Source organism: Ruicaihuangia caeni (assembly GCF_040536845.1).
GTDB classification, from domain to species: Bacteria; Actinomycetota; Actinomycetes; order Actinomycetales; family Microbacteriaceae; genus Ruicaihuangia; species Ruicaihuangia caeni.
Map to the genome: position 1 here is coordinate 1,443,863 of NZ_CP159582.1, position 14,953 is coordinate 1,458,815.

Here is a 14,953-nt window from a genome sequence, read left to right on the forward strand (position 1 = left end):
AGGCCAAGGTAAGGCTACCCTAAGCACGACATTTTTCTCGGCGGCGCTCGCCGCCAATCACCCCCTATGGAGCCTCTGTGCGCACTCGCTCTCGCGCCATGACCACCCTTTTCGCCTCGATCGCCGCGGTGGCGGTGCTGGCCGGCTGCTCGGCCGGACAACCTGCGCCCGCTGAGCAGAACACCTCGGACGCGCCCGAGAGCGATGGCGCCTTCACGCTCTACTCGGGTCGGAACGAGGCGCTCATTCAGCCGCTGATCGACCAGTTCGAGCAGGAGACCGGCATCGAGGTGGAGGTGCGCTACGGCAACACCGCCGAGATGGGCGCGCTGCTGCTCGAGGAGGGCGACCGCACTCCCGCCCAGGTGTTCCTCTCGCAGGACGCCGGAGCGCTGGGCGCGCTCGCGAAGGCCGATATGTTCATGACCCTGCCCGACGACATCGCAGACGCGGTGCCGGCGGGATTCACCTCGACCGACGGCAGCTGGGTGGGTGTCACGGGCCGGGCGCGCGTCGTCGTCTACGACAGCGAGAAGCTCGCAGCATCCGACATCCCTGACACGGTCGACGCGCTCGTCGAGCCCGAGTGGGCGTCACGTCTCGGCGTCGCACCGACCAACGCGAGCTTCCAGTCATTCGTCACGGCGTATCGCGTGCTGGAGGGCGACGCCGCGGCCGACGAGTGGGTTGCGGCCCTCAGCGAGAACGACCCGCAGATCTTCGAGAACAACAACGCGATCCTCACGGCGGTCAACGATGGTGCGCTCGACGCGGGACTCATCAACCACTACTACTGGTACCAGCTCGCGGCCGAAGTGGGCGTCGACAACATGCGCGCCCAGCTGGCCTACCCCAAGGCCGGCGACCCGGGTTCGATCGTGAACGTGACCGGCGCTGGCGTGCTGCAGAACGGAGCGTCGGATGCTGACGCCCTCGAGTTCGTGCGCTACCTCGTCTCGCAGCAGGCTCAGCAGTACTTCGTCGAGCAGACCTTCGAGTACCCGCTGCTGCCGGGTGTCGACGCTCCAGAGGGCCTGCCCGCACTCGAGAGCCTGATCAACCCCGAACTCGACCTCTCCGACCTGGAATCGCTCGCTGACACCCAGGCGCTGCTGAGCAAGTACAGCCTGCTGTGACCACGACGGCCGGGGTCGGCGAGCGCACCCGGCCGCCGCTGCTGCTGGCAGCCGCGGCCGCGCTGGCCGCATCGGCATCGCTGATCCCGGTCGTCTACCTCGCGGTGCGCGCGGTCGAGGCGGGCACCGAGGGCTTCGTCGCGACACTGCTGCGCCCCAGAGTGCTCGAGCTCGCACTGAACTCGGTGGCGCTCGCCGCCTCGGTGACCGCGACATGCCTGGTGCTCGGAGTTGCCAGCGCCTGGCTGCTCTCTCGGTGGCGTCTGCCGGCCGAGCGCACCATCCTGCTGCTGAGCGCACTGCCGCTCGCCGTTCCGTCATACCTGGTCGCGTACGGGTGGCTCGTCTGGTCGCCAGGCTTGAACGGCTTCTGGCCGAGCTGGGCCGTGCTCACCGCGGTGTGCGTGCCCTATGTCACCTTGCCGGTGGCGGCGGCATGGAGGGGCAGTTCCGGCGACCTCGAAGCCGTCGCCCGCACGCTCGGCCGCGGACCGATACGGTCCTTCTTCTCCGCTACCTGGCCCCAGGTGCGCGGGGCCGCCCTCGCCGGTTCGCTGTTGGTCGGGCTCTACTCCTTGGCGGAGTTCGGTGCGGTGTCGATGCTGCGGTTCGAGACGCTGACCTGGGGCATCAACGCGTCGTACAGTGCGAGCTTCGATCGGCAGCAAGCCGCCGTGCTCGCGCTCGTGCTGGTCGCGCTCGCCCTGATCGTGGTCTGGGCAGAGCGGAGAGCTCGAGGTCAGGCCGTCACCCGCGTCGCGCGCCCGCTCCCGCGCGGGGTCATGCCGAGGCGGTGGCTCTGGGCTGCGCTCGCCGTCGTGCTGGCCGCACCGGTCGTCAGCGTCACCGTGCCCGTGCTGGGACTGGGCGTGCGCCTCTTCAGCGCAGAGAGCATCCGTGCTCTTGACCTGCCGCGCTTCGCAAGCGCCGTCGGCGCCACCCTCGGTCTGGCGGTCGTGGGCTCGCTGCTCGTGCTCGTCTTCGCCCTGCCGATCGCGGCGTTGACCGCGCGGTATCGCGATCGGCTCAGCCGAGGAATCGAGGGGATCGGCTACCTCGGCCATGCCCTGCCCGGCATCGTCGTCGGCCTGTCGCTCGTGTTCTTCGGCCTCGCCGTGGTGCCGTGGGCGTATCAGAGCCTGCTCATGCTGCTCTTCGCCTACGTGGTGCTCTTCATGCCCAGGGCCATCGGCAGCGCGCGGAGCGGCATCGCGGCCGTCGCCCCGGCCCTCATCGACGTCTCTCGAACCCTCGGCGATACGCCGGCGGCGTCATGGCGTCGCGTCACGGCCAGGCTCGCAGCGCCGAATATCGCCATCGGGTGCTTGCTCGCAGCGATCGCCATCATGAAGGAGCTCCCGGCGACGCTGCTGCTGCGCCCGACCTCGGTGCACACGCTCGCGACCGAGCTCTGGACTCGCACCGCCGCCGCCGAGTACGGCGGGGCCGCTCCGTATGCTGCCGCGCTGCTGCTCGTCGCCTCGGTGCCCGCAGTGCTGCTGTCCACGATTCGCAGCACCGCGAGAGAGGATGAGTCGTGAGCTGGGTGAACATCGCTGACCTCTCGGTCGCGTTCGGCGAACTGCCGGTGCTGAGCCGGGTCGGGCTCGCCATCCCACGCGGCGACATCGTGGCGGTGCTCGGGCCGAGCGGCTGCGGCAAGACCACGCTGCTCCGGGCGATCGCCGGGCTTGTGCCGATCGCCGATGGCGAGGTGCGCGTCGGCGATCGGCTGCTCTCGGGCGGCAAGGTGCGTGTGGCGCCTGAGCGGCGGGGCATCGGGTGGGTGCCCCAGGATGCGGCGCTCTTCCCACACCTCACTGTCGCTGAGAACATCGCGTTCGGTCTGCGCGGCCCTGCCTGGCGAAGCCCAGAGGCGCGTGCCGCGCGGGTCACCGAGCTCGCCGGGCTGGTCGGCCTCGCCGACCATGTGAAGCGCACGCCGGCGCAGCTCTCCGGAGGACAGGCGCAGCGCGTGGCGCTCGCCCGAGCGCTCGCTCCGCGGCCCGATCTCGTGCTGCTCGACGAGCCGTTCTCGGCACTCGACCCTATGCTGCGCGTACCGCTGCGGCGCGAGGTCGCCGACGTGCTGCGCGACCAGCGCTCAACGGCCCTGCTGGTGACCCACGACCAGCAGGAGGCGCTCTCGCTGGCCGATCACGTCGCGGTCATGATGGGCGGCCGGGTGCTGCAGTGGGGCACACCCGCCGAGGTGTATCGCCGCCCGGCCACGCCGTGGGTCGCGAGGTTCGTCGGCGACACCGTCGAGCTCGACGGGGTGTGGAGCGCGGATGCCGGCGGCCGATCGGTCGACACCGTGCTCGGGCGAGTGCCCGCCGAACTCGTGGGCGAGGCGCCCGCGAGCGGCTCGCGCGTGCGCGTCGTGTTCCGCCCCGAGTGGCTTCGCATCGAACCGGAGGGCGTGGGAGTCGCCGCGACGGTGACGGAGCTGTCGTTCGTGGGCCATGAGGGGCTCGTCACGCTCGAACTCACAGGCGGCGCCATCGTGCGCAGCCGAGCACTTGCCCTCGAACTGCCGCGGCCGGGCCAGGTCGTCTCGGTCACGGTGCGGCATCCGGCGCTCGTCTATGCGCACGCGGGCCTCGGCGCAGCGGCGCCCATGCCGCAGCCGAGTCAGCCATAACCGGCCCCGGGCGCGATAGCCGAACCGGACTAGTCTGGGGAACGCACGACGGACGACGATCATCGGAGGTCACCGTGAAAGGAAAGCTTCTCTTCGCCGCCGGTCTCGGACTCGGCTATGTGCTCGGCGCGCGCGCCGGGCGAGCGAGGTACGACAAGATGAAGAGCGCTGCAATGCGGTTCTGGAACAGCGACCCCATGCAGAAGCGCTTCGACGAGGTCAGCGACATGGTCAAGGACAAGGCCCCTGAGGTGGTCGGGTTCCTGGCAGAGACCACGAAGAAGCTCGCGAGCAAGGCGTCGGAGAAGCGGAAGGCCGGCGGTGAAGCCGGCCACGAGTCGAGCGGCAGCGGCGCGGGCAAGAACGGTAACGGCGCCGCCAAGAACGGCAACGGCGCTGGCAAGAGCCGCAAGTCGGCTGGAGCCCCCGAGTCGGCCGCGTCGACCTCGACCGACAAGATCGCTCCGGATTCCGCGGCCTCTGAACCGCGGGCCGGCACCCCCGAGGGCATGGGCACCGCAGGTCCCAGTCGAGCGGAGGGACCCACCACATGAGCGACGAGGCCGGCCGCCGGTACGGAAGCCGGCGCTCGCTCTTCCAGCTCATCAGCGATCTTCCCGGGGTGGTCGCAGACCTCGTACGGGCAGAGTTCGCGCTGCTCAAGGCTGAGATCGTCGCCAAGCTCAAGCTGGCGGGCATCGGCGTCGCGTTCCTGCTGATCGCCGCGGTGATCGTGCTGCTGTTCGTCGGCGTACTGCTCACTGCCGCGATCTTCGCGCTCTCGCTCGTGATGCCCGGCTGGCTCGCGGCGCTCTTGGTCGCGCTCCTGCTGCTGATCGTCATCGCCGTGCTGGTCATGCTCGGTGTGCGGCAGCTGAAGCAGGCGATGCCGCCGGTTCCCGAGCAGACGATCGACTCGGTGAAGCGCGACTACTTCACCATCATGGGCGTGCTCTCCCGCACTTCGCCCCAACCGGAGGAGCGATGAACGACACCGAACGGCTCGCGGCAGACGCCGCCGCCCGCCGCGCCGATCTCGAGGCGACCCTCGACGAGCTCGAGGACAAGCTGAACGTGAAGAAGCAGGCGAGGATCGCCATCGAGCGCGCACGGTTATCGTTCAAGCGCGACCCGGTACCGTGGGTGGCCGGAGGAGCAGCGGTCGTGGCCGCCATCGTCGGGCTCATCGTCTGGCGCGTGAGCGGCGACGACTGAGCCCTGCGGAATGGGTCACCGACCCCTCACGACGGAATCAGGCGGCCGGCCCCTCGCCAAGAGGGCTCGGCCACGGCATCCGCCCGCAGCTGCCTCTTCCACCAGCCGCCCCGCCCACGAACGAGAGAGCTCGCACCACTGTGTCCGACACCGCATCGACTGACTCCACCACGCTCGGCTACACGCTCTGGGCCGTGCTGCGCCGCGACCCGAACTCCAACGGCCGGACCGCGGATGCTGCAGCCTCCGCCGCGCTCGACGCGTCGATCGCCGAGGTCGAGGCATCCGGAGTGACCGTGCGGGGGCTCTATGACGTATCAGGACTCCGCGCCGACGCCGACGCGATGATCTGGCTGCACGGTGCTGAGCCCGAGGGGCTGCAGGCCGCGCTTCGCATCCTGCGACGGAGCCCATTGCTGCAGCCGCTGCTGCCGACATGGAATGCCATGGGCGTGCACCGCGACGCCGAGTTCTCGCGCGACCACCTCCCCGCGTACATGCGCGACACCAAGCCGAAGCGCTGGCTCACCGTGTATCCCTTCGTGCGGTCGTACGAGTGGTACTTGCTGCCGGAGGAAGACCGCCGCCGGATGCTCGGCGGGCACGGGCGCATGGGCCGCGAATACGCCCAGGTGCAGGCCAACACCGTGGCGAGCTTCGCTCTCGGCGATTACGAGTGGCTCTTGGGTCTCGAAGCCGATGAGCTGGTCGACCTCGTCGACCTGATGCGGCACCTGCGCGCGGCCGAGGCTCGACTGCATGTGCGCGAGGAGGTGCCCTTCTTCACGGGTCGCCTCGTGAGCAGTGCCCAACTCGCCGAGGTGCTTGCGTGAGCATCCGCGTCGGCTCGCGCGACAGCGCGCTCGCGCTCGCGCAGACGCAATCGATCGTCGAGCGGTTGGCCCGGAAAGCGGGCACGTCGGTCGAGATCGTGCCAGTGCACACCGAGAGCGACGGCCTCGCGCCCGAACTCGCGCCGCTCGATTCGACGGGGGTGTTCGTCTCCGCCTTGCGCACGGCCCTCACCGAAGGGGAGTGCGACGTGGTGGTGCACTCGCTCAGCGACGTGCCCACGACTGAGCGGCCCGACCTCAGCCTCGCCGCGATCGTCAAGCGGGGCGACGCGCGAGATTCACTGTGCGCTCGCGACGGCCTGACGCTGGAGACCCTCGACGCGGGCGCGAGAGTGGGCGTAGGCTCGCCGCTCGCACGAGCGCAACTGCGATCCAAGCGCGCCGAGCTCGAACCCGTCGATGTGCTGGGCGACCTCGACTCCCGGCTGGCCCGGGTGGAGAACGGCGAGCTGGATGCTGTGATCGTGGGCGCCGCGGCGCTGACCCGGCTCGGCCGCGGCGATGCCGCGACCGAGAGCTTCTCGCTCAGCGAGTGGCCGACGAAGGCCGCCCAGGGCGCGCTGGCCCTCGAGGTTCGTCGGGGCGACGAGAAGCTCGTGAGCGCCCTCGACCATCGCGCCACGAGGCTCACCACGACCGCCGAGCGCGCGGTGCTCGAGCGACTGCGCGATGTGTGCGCGGCACCCCTCGGGGTGACCGCGGAACTCGACAACGGACTGCTGTTCGTGTCGGCCCGCGCGTACAGCAGCGATGGCAGCCGCGAGCTCACGAGCTCGCACGCGCTCTACCCCGACGACTCGAAGAACCCGGCCGCTGAGCTCGCCGCGCGCATCGTCGACGAGTTGGTGGGCGCCGGGGTCGCCGAGCTGGGCTGAGGCGCGACCGCACGCGGAGTCCGCGCTCGACCGATCCGTTCGCAGTAGGGCGTCGACACGGCATGACGCGAGGCGGCGCCCTGCTGCGCCGAACGGTGTCACTCCGGAGTCTTGGTCATCGCGGCGGCGCCCGAGTCGTCGTCTGCTTCTCGTGTTCCGACGAGTTTGAGTCCGATCACGCATCCGAGCAGTCCCGCCAGCAGCAGCACCTTCACCACCGAGAAGCGTTCCTCGCCGGTCAGCATCGCGTAGCTCACCGTCAGTGCGGCGCCGAGGCCCGTCCACACTGCGTACGCGATGCTGATGGGCAGGCGCTTCATGGCGATGCCGAGCCCGCCGATGCTGAGCGTTCCGGCGACCAGGAACACGACCGTGGGGACGGGTTCCGTGAATCCGTTCGACTGCCCCAGCGCCGTGGCCCACACGGCCTCGAGCGCTGCACTCATCAGCAGCACCAGCCACGCCGCGTTCACGAGAACACCTTCAGGCCCACGACGCACGCCACGATTCCGAGCACGAGCAGAAGCTTGACGAGGCTGGCCTTCTCCTTGCCGGTCACGATCGCCCACACCACGGTGAGCGCTGCGCCGATCGAGGTCCACACCGCATACGCCGTGCCCGTGGGGATCTCGAGCATGGCCCACGAGAGACCCACCAGGCTCAAGACGAACGCGACCACGAACACCAGCGCGGGCCGGATGCGCTTGAAGCCCTTGGAAGCCGAGAGCGCGGTGGCCCAGACGGCCTCGAGCACCCCCGACAGAATCAGCACGATCCACGCCATGACGAAACGACCTCCGGTTGGTCAGTCTTGTCGCTGGGCGGGTACTGCTCCCTCGTCCGCGGACCCTGATGTCGAGGCCCGCTCAGCAGAATACCAATGGCGCCTGGGCAGTGCGTCGGCATCCGCCCGCCCGCTCGTCACCGCGCAGGCGTCGCGTTCGTCGATTCGCGAATCGTGAGTGAGGTGGGAAGCAGCTCCTGTCGCCGCTCGCGGTCGCCTTCGATCTGAGAGACGAGGAGTTCCACCGCCAGCTCGCCGAGGCGAACCGGGTGCAGGTCGAGGGCGGTGATCGAGCGCTGCAGGCCGAAGTGCAGGTACCGGCTGTCGGCAAGGCTCAGGATCTGAAGTCGTTCCGGAACGTCGATGCCGAGCTGCCGCGCGCTGCGCTCGGTCGCGATCGCGAGGGTGTCGAGTGTGGTGACCACCGCGTCGAACTGGCGGTCGTCGGCGCTCAGTGCGGCGCTGATGACCGGCTCGGCCTCGTCGACGAGTGGTCCGGGGGAGCGGATGATCGTCGGGTTGGCGTTTGCGGCAGCGCACCACTCGAGGTAGGCGGAGAGCTCGTCGCGCACATAGGACGACGTCGTCTCGCTGAGGAACAGCGCGGGCGACCTGGCCGAGAGATGGTCGAGCGACTGCGTTGTGCCGGTGAAGAAGTCGTTGTCGACCCAGCTCACCTCGCGCGAGTTGCGGCCGATCGTCACGCAGGCGATGCCTCTTCGAACGGCTTGGTCGACGAGATCGTCGTCGGCCCCCGGGTCCACCACGATGAGCCCATCGGTGGAGTTGAGGAACCCATGGGAGGTGCCGTGGAAGGGGATCATCGAGAGCAGGAACCCCTTGGTGAACGCGCGAGCGCTCGCGCCGTTGAGCACCCGGAAGTAGTACTCCACATCCCACTCGGGCTGCAGCGATCCCGCGCCTCCTCCGCCAGACATCGGCGACACCGCCAGCGCGATCGTGCCGGTTCGACCCGCGTTGAGATTCTTCGCGGTTCGGCTGGGCGTGTAGTGCAGTCGCTCAGCGACCTCGATCACGTTCTGCCTCGTGGCCGGGGCGACGCGTCCCTTGCCGTTGAGCGCTTCTGAAGCCGTCGCGACGGAAACCCCTGCCTCGCGGGCGACATCTTTGATGGTGGGGCGGCGCGGGTTCACGGCAGTGGCCTTCCGTCTGCTGGGGCGCCTCCCTGAGCAAGGGAGCCGAGTGTCACCGTGATCGCGGCAGAGAGCAGTTCCGGCCGCTGTGCGGTCGGAAGTGCCGCCTCGGCCCGCTCGACCAGTTCCGCGATCTTCCCGACAGTGAAGGCGCGGCTCGCCTCGGAGGCCGAAGCGGCCGCGAGCGCCTGTGCCCCGGGTTCCTCGGCGGATCCACCGAGCGAGTGGTAGGCGTGCCAGATCGGCAGCGTCGGGATGCCGTTCCTGATGTCTGCTCCGTGGTCCTTGTCGAGGTCGGAGACGTCGGTCTGCACGTCGAGGAGGTCGTCGGCGAACTGGAACGCCACGCCGATCCACTCGCCGGCCGCTCGGCAGCGGGCTTGTTCAGCTGCCTGCATCCCCGTCGAGAGCGCCCCGAGCTCGAACGCCGCACCGAACAGCGCGCCCGTCTTGAGCCTCGCATACTCCTCGAGCCGCTCGCATGCGTCATCGCCCCAGCTGAGAGAGGCCTCGCTGAGCTGGCCCCGGCAGAGCTGGGTGAAGGCCGAAGCGAGTGCCGCCGTGGCCTCGCGGCCCAGCGGAGCGACGTGCTCGAACGCCATCGCGACGAGAAGATCGCCGATGAGGATGGCGGTTTCGGCATCCGTGAGAATGTGCAGCGTCGGGCGGCCTCGCCGGACCGCCGAGTCGTCGATGATGTCGTCGTGCACGAGCGAGGCCGAGTGGAGCAGCTGGATGGCCGCGCCGGCTCGCACCAGGTCTTCGCTCGGGGCGGTTCCGAAGGCGTTCGCCACGAGCCAGGCGAGGCGCGCGCGCAACATCTTGCCCCCATTCAGGGAGCCGACGAGCTCCGCCGGCGAGCATTGCAGCGACAGCTGCTCGAATTGGGCTTCGAGCAGCGACGTCACGCGGCTCGACACCGCTTCGAGGTGCGATTGCAATGCGGCTTCGAGGTCCGCGATCTCAGAACGTTTCGGCATTCGGGCCAGGATACCGGCGGCCCATGCATCCTCCGGCTGCGACGTCGGCAAAAGCGCTCGACGGGCGCGGGGACCGCCGTGCTACGCTGAGCCGAATCGTTTCGGCAACGCCTTCACGGAAGGTGCGGCAATGTCCGAGCGAGCACTGATCATCAACGGAGATGCGCTGTGCGGCAGCGTGGAAAGAGAGAATCATGAGCGACACGGCAGGGACCTCCTTCGACGAGACCATGTGGAACGGACTGCTGCATGGCGGTCTCGGCGGCACCTTCATGGGTGTGCCGCAGGTGGAGCTGAAGCGCGAGGCGATCATCGCGTCGGGTGCCAAGGCCGTCGTGTACGGCTTCCCCTTCGACGCGACCACGATCAGTCGCAGTGGCGCGAACTACGGGCCGAGGGCTATCCGCGAGACGTCGGTGCAGTTCACGAACTTCCAGGCCACCTACGATTTCGACCTCTTCCAGCACCTGCCGCTCGCGGACGGCGGCGATTGCCACGTGGCGCTCGGAAACACTCCGAAGACGTTCGAGCGGGTCGAAGCAGACATCGCCGAGATCGTCGCCGCCGGGGCGATTCCGGTGGTCTTCGGGGGTGACCACTCGGTGAGCATCCCGGTCGGGAAAGCAGCCCGCAAGGCTGCGGAGAACCCGGGATGGGTGCAGTTCGACACTCATCTGGATGCGGCGCCGAACGTGGGGGGCGAGGAGCTCAATCACTGCTGCACCATCACGCGTGCCGTCGACAACGGATACGACCCCTCGAAGATGGTGCTCGTCGGCATCAGCGGGTGGATGAACCCGAAGACCGAACTGAAGTACTGCCGCGACAACGGCATCCGTGTGATCTGGCTCGAGGAGATCTGGCAGAACGGGACGGTATGGGCCGTCGAGCAGATTCTTGAGCGCGTGGGCGAAGACGGCTTCTACCTCACCTTCGACGTCGACACCCTCGACGCGGCGTTCGCGCCCGGCACCTGTGCGCCGACCCCCGGCGGCATGACGATGCGTGAGGCGCTCGAGATCGTGCGCGGCATCGCGCCGGCTGGTCTCATCGGACTCGACATCGCCGAGCCCGCTCCGTCGCTCGACCACTCGACCCGCACTCAGCTGGTCGCGGCGCGGATCGCCATCGAGGCGCTCGCGTTCCACGCCGGTTGCCCCAGCACGCCGGTGCGCGTCGGCTGAGAACGGCAGTCACGAACGCGGGGTCGGTTGGATGCCGGCCCCGCGTTCGTGTTCAACCGCTGTACAGCTCGGGTCGGCGTTGAGCGAGCATGGCGACCTCGGTCGGCACCGTGGCGTTCACCGCCAGGTCGGCCACCAGCGATCCCTGCTCGTCCTCACCCAGTTCGCCGAGAAGAGAGCCGTCTCGATCGACGATCCTGCTGAAGCCGCAGAAGGTGTGGCCCGACTCCGAGCCCACGCGATTCGCATAGGCCACGGGCAGGCGGTTCTCGAGCGCGCGCGCCGTTGAGGCGATGCGGTGATCCTCCGAGTAGGGGTGCATGTTCGCCGACCCCGCGAGCAGCAGTGCCGCGCCCTTCAATGCGAGGGTTCGAGCGACCTCAGGAAACTCGAGCTCGAAGCAGTTGATCACTCCGATCGGCGTTCCGCAGAGCGTGATCGGGTCGAGGGAATCGCCCGCGAGGAAGACGTCGCCCTCGGCGCCGAACAGGTGGGTCTTCCGCACCGCGGGGAGGATCGTGCCGTCAGCGTCTATGGCGAGGTAGGCGTCGTAGTATCCCTCGGCCGCGCGTTCGATGAATCCGACCAGCAGCGCGGTCTCGCGCTCCGCGCACCGTGCGGCGAGCGAGCCGAGCCTCGCGTCGGTAGTAGGCATCGCGAGCTCCTCGAGCGCAGCCGTCTGGTATCCCGTCAGGAACAGTTCGGGGAAGACGATCACGTCGGCCGCACTCGCTTCGACCATCGCTGCGGTGGTTTCGAGATTGGCTGCGATGTCTCTCGGTGCTGGAGTGGCCTGAACGACCTCCACCCGGAGCGACGAACGGAGCATTATTGGCGCCCTTCTGTTGGGGGTTCAACGAGCTGCGATCAAGAGGCCTTCACGCAGGCGAGCGAGCATCGGTTGCCGAAGCGTTTAGCACCGATGCTAAGGCAGCCGCCCCAGGAGAAGAAACCCCTTGCCTAAACGTTTCGACATCCTTTAGCATTTCCCCGGACCGATGGCGATCCGAGATCGAGCGCCGCGTGTATCGTCGCACCGCTGCTCGGTGGCGCGGCATCCGGTCCTGGCCGAAGAATCAAAGGAGTTTCTGTGGCAGCTGCACCAACCGCGATGAAGCGAGAGTTCACGATGTTCTCAGCGCTCTCGGTGGCCTTCGCGTTCGTGTCTCCTATCGTCGCGCTCTACAGCGTGCTCGGAGTCGGTCTCTCGGCTTCGGGGCCGGCGTTCATCTGGGGCGGCCTGGTGCTGTACGCAGGCCAGTTCGTCGTGGTGCTCACGCTCGGTGTGCTCGCGTCGAAGTGGGCCGAGTCCGGTGGCATCTACCAGTGGTCGCGCAGGCTCTTGGGCCACCGGTATGGATGGTTCGCCTCCTGGACCTACATCTGCACCCTGCTGATCACGCTTCCGGCGGTGGCTTACGCGGGTGCAGTGCTCATCCCGCCGATCTTCGACATTCCGGCGGCAGACCCGGGCTTCGTCACGTGGCTCGCGGTCGGGCTGCTGGCGTTGACCACGGTCGTCAACCTCGCGGGGCGCGTGTTCATCAAGATCCTCATGGTTGGCGTGCTGGTGGCCGAAGCGGTCGGCTCCGTCGGTGTGGCGATCTGGCTGCTCTTCTTCGAGCGTCATCAGACGCTCGACTACATCTCGCCCGCCTCCCTCGGCGAATTCGACGGCGTCTTCTTCGCTGCGCCCTTCGTGATGGCCATCGCCTTCTCGAGCTACTTCGCGATCGGATTCGAGAGCGCCAGCTCGATCGCCGAAGAAGTGAAGCGGCCGAAGCGCGCCGTGCCGCGCGCCATGGTGGTGTCGTTCTTCGCGATCATGAGCATCGTGCTGCTCAGCACACTCGCCTTCACGCTCGCCGTGCCGAGCGACGAGTTCTTGCAGAACCCCGAGAACGCTGCCGACCCCGCCGTCGCGATCATGGCCGCGACGTTCCCCGAGCCGGTGTTCCGCGGCGTGCTCGCGTTGTTCGTCATCGCCTTCGCCGCAAGTCTCATGACCATCCAGATCACGGTCTCCCGCATCGTCTGGGCCACCGCCCGCAATGGCGAGCTCCCCTTCGCTCGCACCCTGACCAGGTTGTCGGGTGACACCGGTCTGCCTCGAGTCGCCGTGCTGGTGACCGCGGTCGTGGCCGTGCTGCTCTTCATCCCCTTCCAGAGCGAGGGGATTCAGATGGCGCTGATCTCGTTCTCGTCCGTGGGCTTCTTCATCTCGTTCCTCTTCCCGATCCTCGGTATGGCGATCGCGCGCGTGCGCGGCTCATGGCATGACGAGCCTGACCTCTTCCTCGGCCGCGCCGGTCGTGCTGTGAGTGTGCTCGCCCTCATCTGGCTGTTCTTCCAGATCGTCAACGTGGCATGGCCTCGCGAGTCGGGTGCAGGGTGGGCGACCGACTGGTCGACCGTGATCGGCGTCGGCGTCGTGGGTGTGCTCGGCGTGGCTGTCGAGTGGTGGGTGCACCGCAAGCGGCTGCACGCCGCGGCGACGGGCAGCACCCTCGTGGTCATCGAGCGCTCGGAAGACGCCGACGACGAAGAACTGGTCGAGCCGCTCGCGCGCTGACCTGAGCGCGTAGCGCGACTGGCGCGGTTGCCTCCCTGTGGGAGCGACCGCGCCAGTCGTTCGTCCGTGTTGTCAAGGGGCGGAACTCGGTGCAGGGCCCGGGAGTGCCGGGATCCGAACAGCTCCGAACCCGGGCCGGGTCGCTCGCCGGCGCCAGTGCGCCAGCGCGCCAGCAGGCTCAGGCGGAGAGCTCGCGGGCGATGGCGTCGGCGAACGCGTCGATATCGGCTTCCGTGGTGTCGAAACTCGTCATCCACCGCACCTCGCCGCGGGCGGCATCCCAGTCGTAGAAGCGGAACCGCTCGCGCAGGCGATCGGCCACCCCCTCAGGCAATGTCGCGAATACGGCGTTGGCCTGGGTCGCCTGCGTGAAGCCCAACCCCGCGATCTCACCGCTGGCGATCCGCTCCTCGAGGGTTCGTCGCAGCCGAGCCGCCATCTGGTTGGAATGCCGTGCTGAGCGCAGATAGAGATCGTCGTCGAGGAGGGCGAGCAGTTGCGCCGACACGAACCGCATCTTCGACGCCAGCTGCATCGTGAGCTTGCGCAGATACAGCAGTCCGTCGGATGCCGCCGGGTTCAGCACGACGACCGCCTCACCGAAGAGCACGCCGTTCTTCGTGCCCCCGAAGCTCAGCACATCGATGCCCGCGTCGCTCGTGAACTCGCGCAACGGGACTCCGAGAGCGGCCGCCGCGTTCGCCAACCGGGCGCCGTCCATGTGGACCGCCATGCCGCGCGCATGCGCGTGCTCGGCGATCGATCGCACCTCGTCCACCGAGTAGAGCGTGCCCAGCTCGGTCGTCTGAGTGATGCTCACGGCGAGCGGCTGGGCCCGGTGCTCATCGCCCCAGCCCCAGGCCTCACGGTCGATCAGCTCCGGCGTCAGCTTGCCATCGACGGTTTCGACCGGCAGCAGCTTGAGCCCTCCGACGCGCTCCGGGGCTCCGTTCTCGTCGGTGTTGATGTGCGCGGTCTTCGCGCAGACGACGGCGCCCCAGCGCGGCAAAAGGCTCATGAGCGCCGTCACGTTCGCGCCGGTGCCGTTGAAGACGGGGAACGTCTCGGCATCCGGCCCGAAGTGCTCGCGCATCACCTCGCGCAGTCTGGCGGTGTAGGCGTCTTCTCCGTAGGCGACTTCATGCCCCTCATTCGCCTCGGCGATCGCCTGCAGCACTTCGGGGTGGGCGCCCGCGTAGTTGTCGCTGGCGAATCCGCGCCGAGTGGCGTCGTGCAGCCGCCTCACGACTCCGACCTGCCGCGCCGGCCTGCCTCGAGCGTTTCGAGCAGCTCGCGGTATTGCTGCGGCGTCACTTCGCCACGCACGAGCCGCTCTTCGAGCAGTTGCCGTGCACGGTCATGCGGCGGAGCGCCGTGATCCATGCCACCGGTCCATCCCCGTCCCTGCCCGGTCGAGCGCGTGAGCAGCACGATGAGCACGACGATCGCGGCGACGACCAGCGCCATCAGCAGCAGTCCGGGGATCCACATCCACCACGCGCCGAACCCGTGATTCCACACCATTGCGGCACCGCCTTTCGGGTGAAGCACCTAC

At 68.5% G+C, this 14,953-nt stretch carries 17 protein-coding genes and 1 riboswitch; of the genes, 10 read left to right on the plus strand and 7 right to left on the minus strand.

Annotation, left to right across the window (positions count from 1 at the left end; all coding sequences use genetic code 11):
- The first annotated feature begins 98 nt into the window (after positions 1–98).
- The 8 genes from ABV606_RS06690 (at position 99) to hemC (ending at position 6,724) form a co-directional block, all read left to right on the plus strand.
- Positions 99–1,136 carry an iron ABC transporter substrate-binding protein gene (locus tag ABV606_RS06690; protein ID WP_281488154.1) on the plus strand — a complete coding sequence of 346 codons (1,038 nt, stop codon included), beginning with the start codon at positions 99–101 and terminating at the stop codon, positions 1,134–1,136.
- Entirely contained in the window at positions 1,133–2,677 is a 1,545-nt protein-coding gene (locus ABV606_RS06695; protein ID WP_281488155.1) for an ABC transporter permease, read from the plus strand. The genes ABV606_RS06690 and ABV606_RS06695 overlap by 4 nt, the downstream gene beginning before the upstream one ends.
- Positions 2,674–3,780: an ABC transporter ATP-binding protein gene (locus ABV606_RS06700; RefSeq protein ID WP_281488156.1), complete on the plus strand. Its 1,107-nt coding sequence runs from the start codon at positions 2,674–2,676 to the stop codon at positions 3,778–3,780. The genes ABV606_RS06695 and ABV606_RS06700 overlap by 4 nt, the downstream gene beginning before the upstream one ends.
- 74 nt (positions 3,781–3,854) lie before the next feature.
- A complete protein-coding gene (locus ABV606_RS06705; RefSeq protein WP_353987146.1) occupies positions 3,855–4,334 on the plus strand; it encodes a hypothetical protein in 480 nt (159 codons plus the stop codon).
- Positions 4,331–4,768 (plus strand): phage holin family protein, encoded by a 438-nt coding sequence (locus tag ABV606_RS06710; protein ID WP_353987147.1) that lies wholly within the window; start codon positions 4,331–4,333, stop codon positions 4,766–4,768. Before ABV606_RS06705 ends, ABV606_RS06710 begins: the two co-directional genes overlap by 4 nt.
- Positions 4,765–4,995: a DUF3618 domain-containing protein gene (locus tag ABV606_RS06715; protein WP_281488159.1), complete on the plus strand. Its 231-nt coding sequence runs from the start codon at positions 4,765–4,767 to the stop codon at positions 4,993–4,995. Before ABV606_RS06710 ends, ABV606_RS06715 begins: the two co-directional genes overlap by 4 nt.
- Before the next feature lie 140 nt (positions 4,996–5,135).
- Positions 5,136–5,828, plus strand: a complete 693-nt coding sequence (gene hemQ / locus ABV606_RS06720) for a hydrogen peroxide-dependent heme synthase (protein WP_422785359.1) — start codon at positions 5,136–5,138, stop codon at positions 5,826–5,828.
- Positions 5,825–6,724 carry a hydroxymethylbilane synthase gene (gene hemC / locus ABV606_RS06725; protein ID WP_281488160.1) on the plus strand — a complete coding sequence of 300 codons (900 nt, stop codon included), beginning with the start codon at positions 5,825–5,827 and terminating at the stop codon, positions 6,722–6,724. Before hemQ ends, hemC begins: the two co-directional genes overlap by 4 nt.
- 98 nt (positions 6,725–6,822) lie before the next feature.
- On the opposite strand, the gene ABV606_RS06730 is transcribed toward hemC, so the two are convergent.
- The 4 genes from ABV606_RS06730 to ABV606_RS06745 all read right to left on the minus strand — a co-directional run bounded on the left by ABV606_RS06730 (position 6,823) and on the right by ABV606_RS06745 (position 9,642).
- Positions 6,823–7,197 carry a DMT family transporter gene (locus ABV606_RS06730; RefSeq protein ID WP_353987148.1) on the minus strand — a complete coding sequence of 125 codons (375 nt, stop codon included), beginning with the start codon at positions 7,195–7,197 and terminating at the stop codon, positions 6,823–6,825.
- A complete protein-coding gene (locus tag ABV606_RS06735; protein ID WP_281488162.1) occupies positions 7,194–7,508 on the minus strand; it encodes a DMT family transporter in 315 nt (104 codons plus the stop codon). Before ABV606_RS06735 ends, ABV606_RS06730 begins: the two co-directional genes overlap by 4 nt.
- Positions 7,509–7,524: 16 nt before the next feature.
- Positions 7,525–7,591, minus strand: a riboswitch (guanidine-III (ykkC-III) riboswitch).
- A gap of 54 nt (positions 7,592–7,645) precedes the next feature.
- The gene (locus ABV606_RS06740) at positions 7,646–8,662 is read right to left on the minus strand and encodes a LacI family DNA-binding transcriptional regulator (protein WP_281488163.1); all 1,017 of its coding nucleotides are present in this window, start codon (positions 8,660–8,662) and stop codon (positions 7,646–7,648) included.
- Positions 8,659–9,642, minus strand: a complete 984-nt coding sequence (locus ABV606_RS06745) for a polyprenyl synthetase family protein (protein WP_353987149.1) — start codon at positions 9,640–9,642, stop codon at positions 8,659–8,661. The genes ABV606_RS06740 and ABV606_RS06745 overlap by 4 nt, the downstream gene beginning before the upstream one ends.
- A gap of 194 nt (positions 9,643–9,836) precedes the next feature.
- On the opposite strand from ABV606_RS06745, the gene speB reads away from it, so the two are divergent.
- Positions 9,837–10,826 carry an agmatinase gene (speB, locus tag ABV606_RS06750; RefSeq protein ID WP_281488165.1) on the plus strand — a complete coding sequence of 330 codons (990 nt, stop codon included), beginning with the start codon at positions 9,837–9,839 and terminating at the stop codon, positions 10,824–10,826.
- A 52-nt stretch (positions 10,827–10,878) separates the two neighbouring features.
- Here speB and ABV606_RS06755 read toward each other — a convergent pair whose 3' ends face one another.
- Positions 10,879–11,655 carry a nitrilase-related carbon-nitrogen hydrolase gene (locus ABV606_RS06755; protein WP_281488166.1) on the minus strand — a complete coding sequence of 259 codons (777 nt, stop codon included), beginning with the start codon at positions 11,653–11,655 and terminating at the stop codon, positions 10,879–10,881.
- 261 nt (positions 11,656–11,916) lie between these two features.
- Between ABV606_RS06755 and ABV606_RS06760 the strand changes: the two genes are divergently transcribed.
- A complete protein-coding gene (locus ABV606_RS06760; protein WP_353987150.1) occupies positions 11,917–13,398 on the plus strand; it encodes an APC family permease in 1,482 nt (493 codons plus the stop codon).
- Between the two features lie 178 nt (positions 13,399–13,576).
- Here ABV606_RS06760 and ABV606_RS06765 read toward each other — a convergent pair whose 3' ends face one another.
- Both ABV606_RS06765 and ABV606_RS06770 read right to left on the minus strand, forming a co-directional pair.
- Positions 13,577–14,644: a threonine aldolase family protein gene (locus ABV606_RS06765; RefSeq protein WP_353987151.1), complete on the minus strand. Its 1,068-nt coding sequence runs from the start codon at positions 14,642–14,644 to the stop codon at positions 13,577–13,579.
- Positions 14,641–14,922, minus strand: coding sequence for an SHOCT domain-containing protein (locus ABV606_RS06770; RefSeq protein WP_353987152.1), 282 nt, complete (start codon positions 14,920–14,922; stop codon positions 14,641–14,643). The genes ABV606_RS06765 and ABV606_RS06770 overlap by 4 nt, the downstream gene beginning before the upstream one ends.
- Positions 14,923–14,953 lie beyond the last annotated feature (31 nt).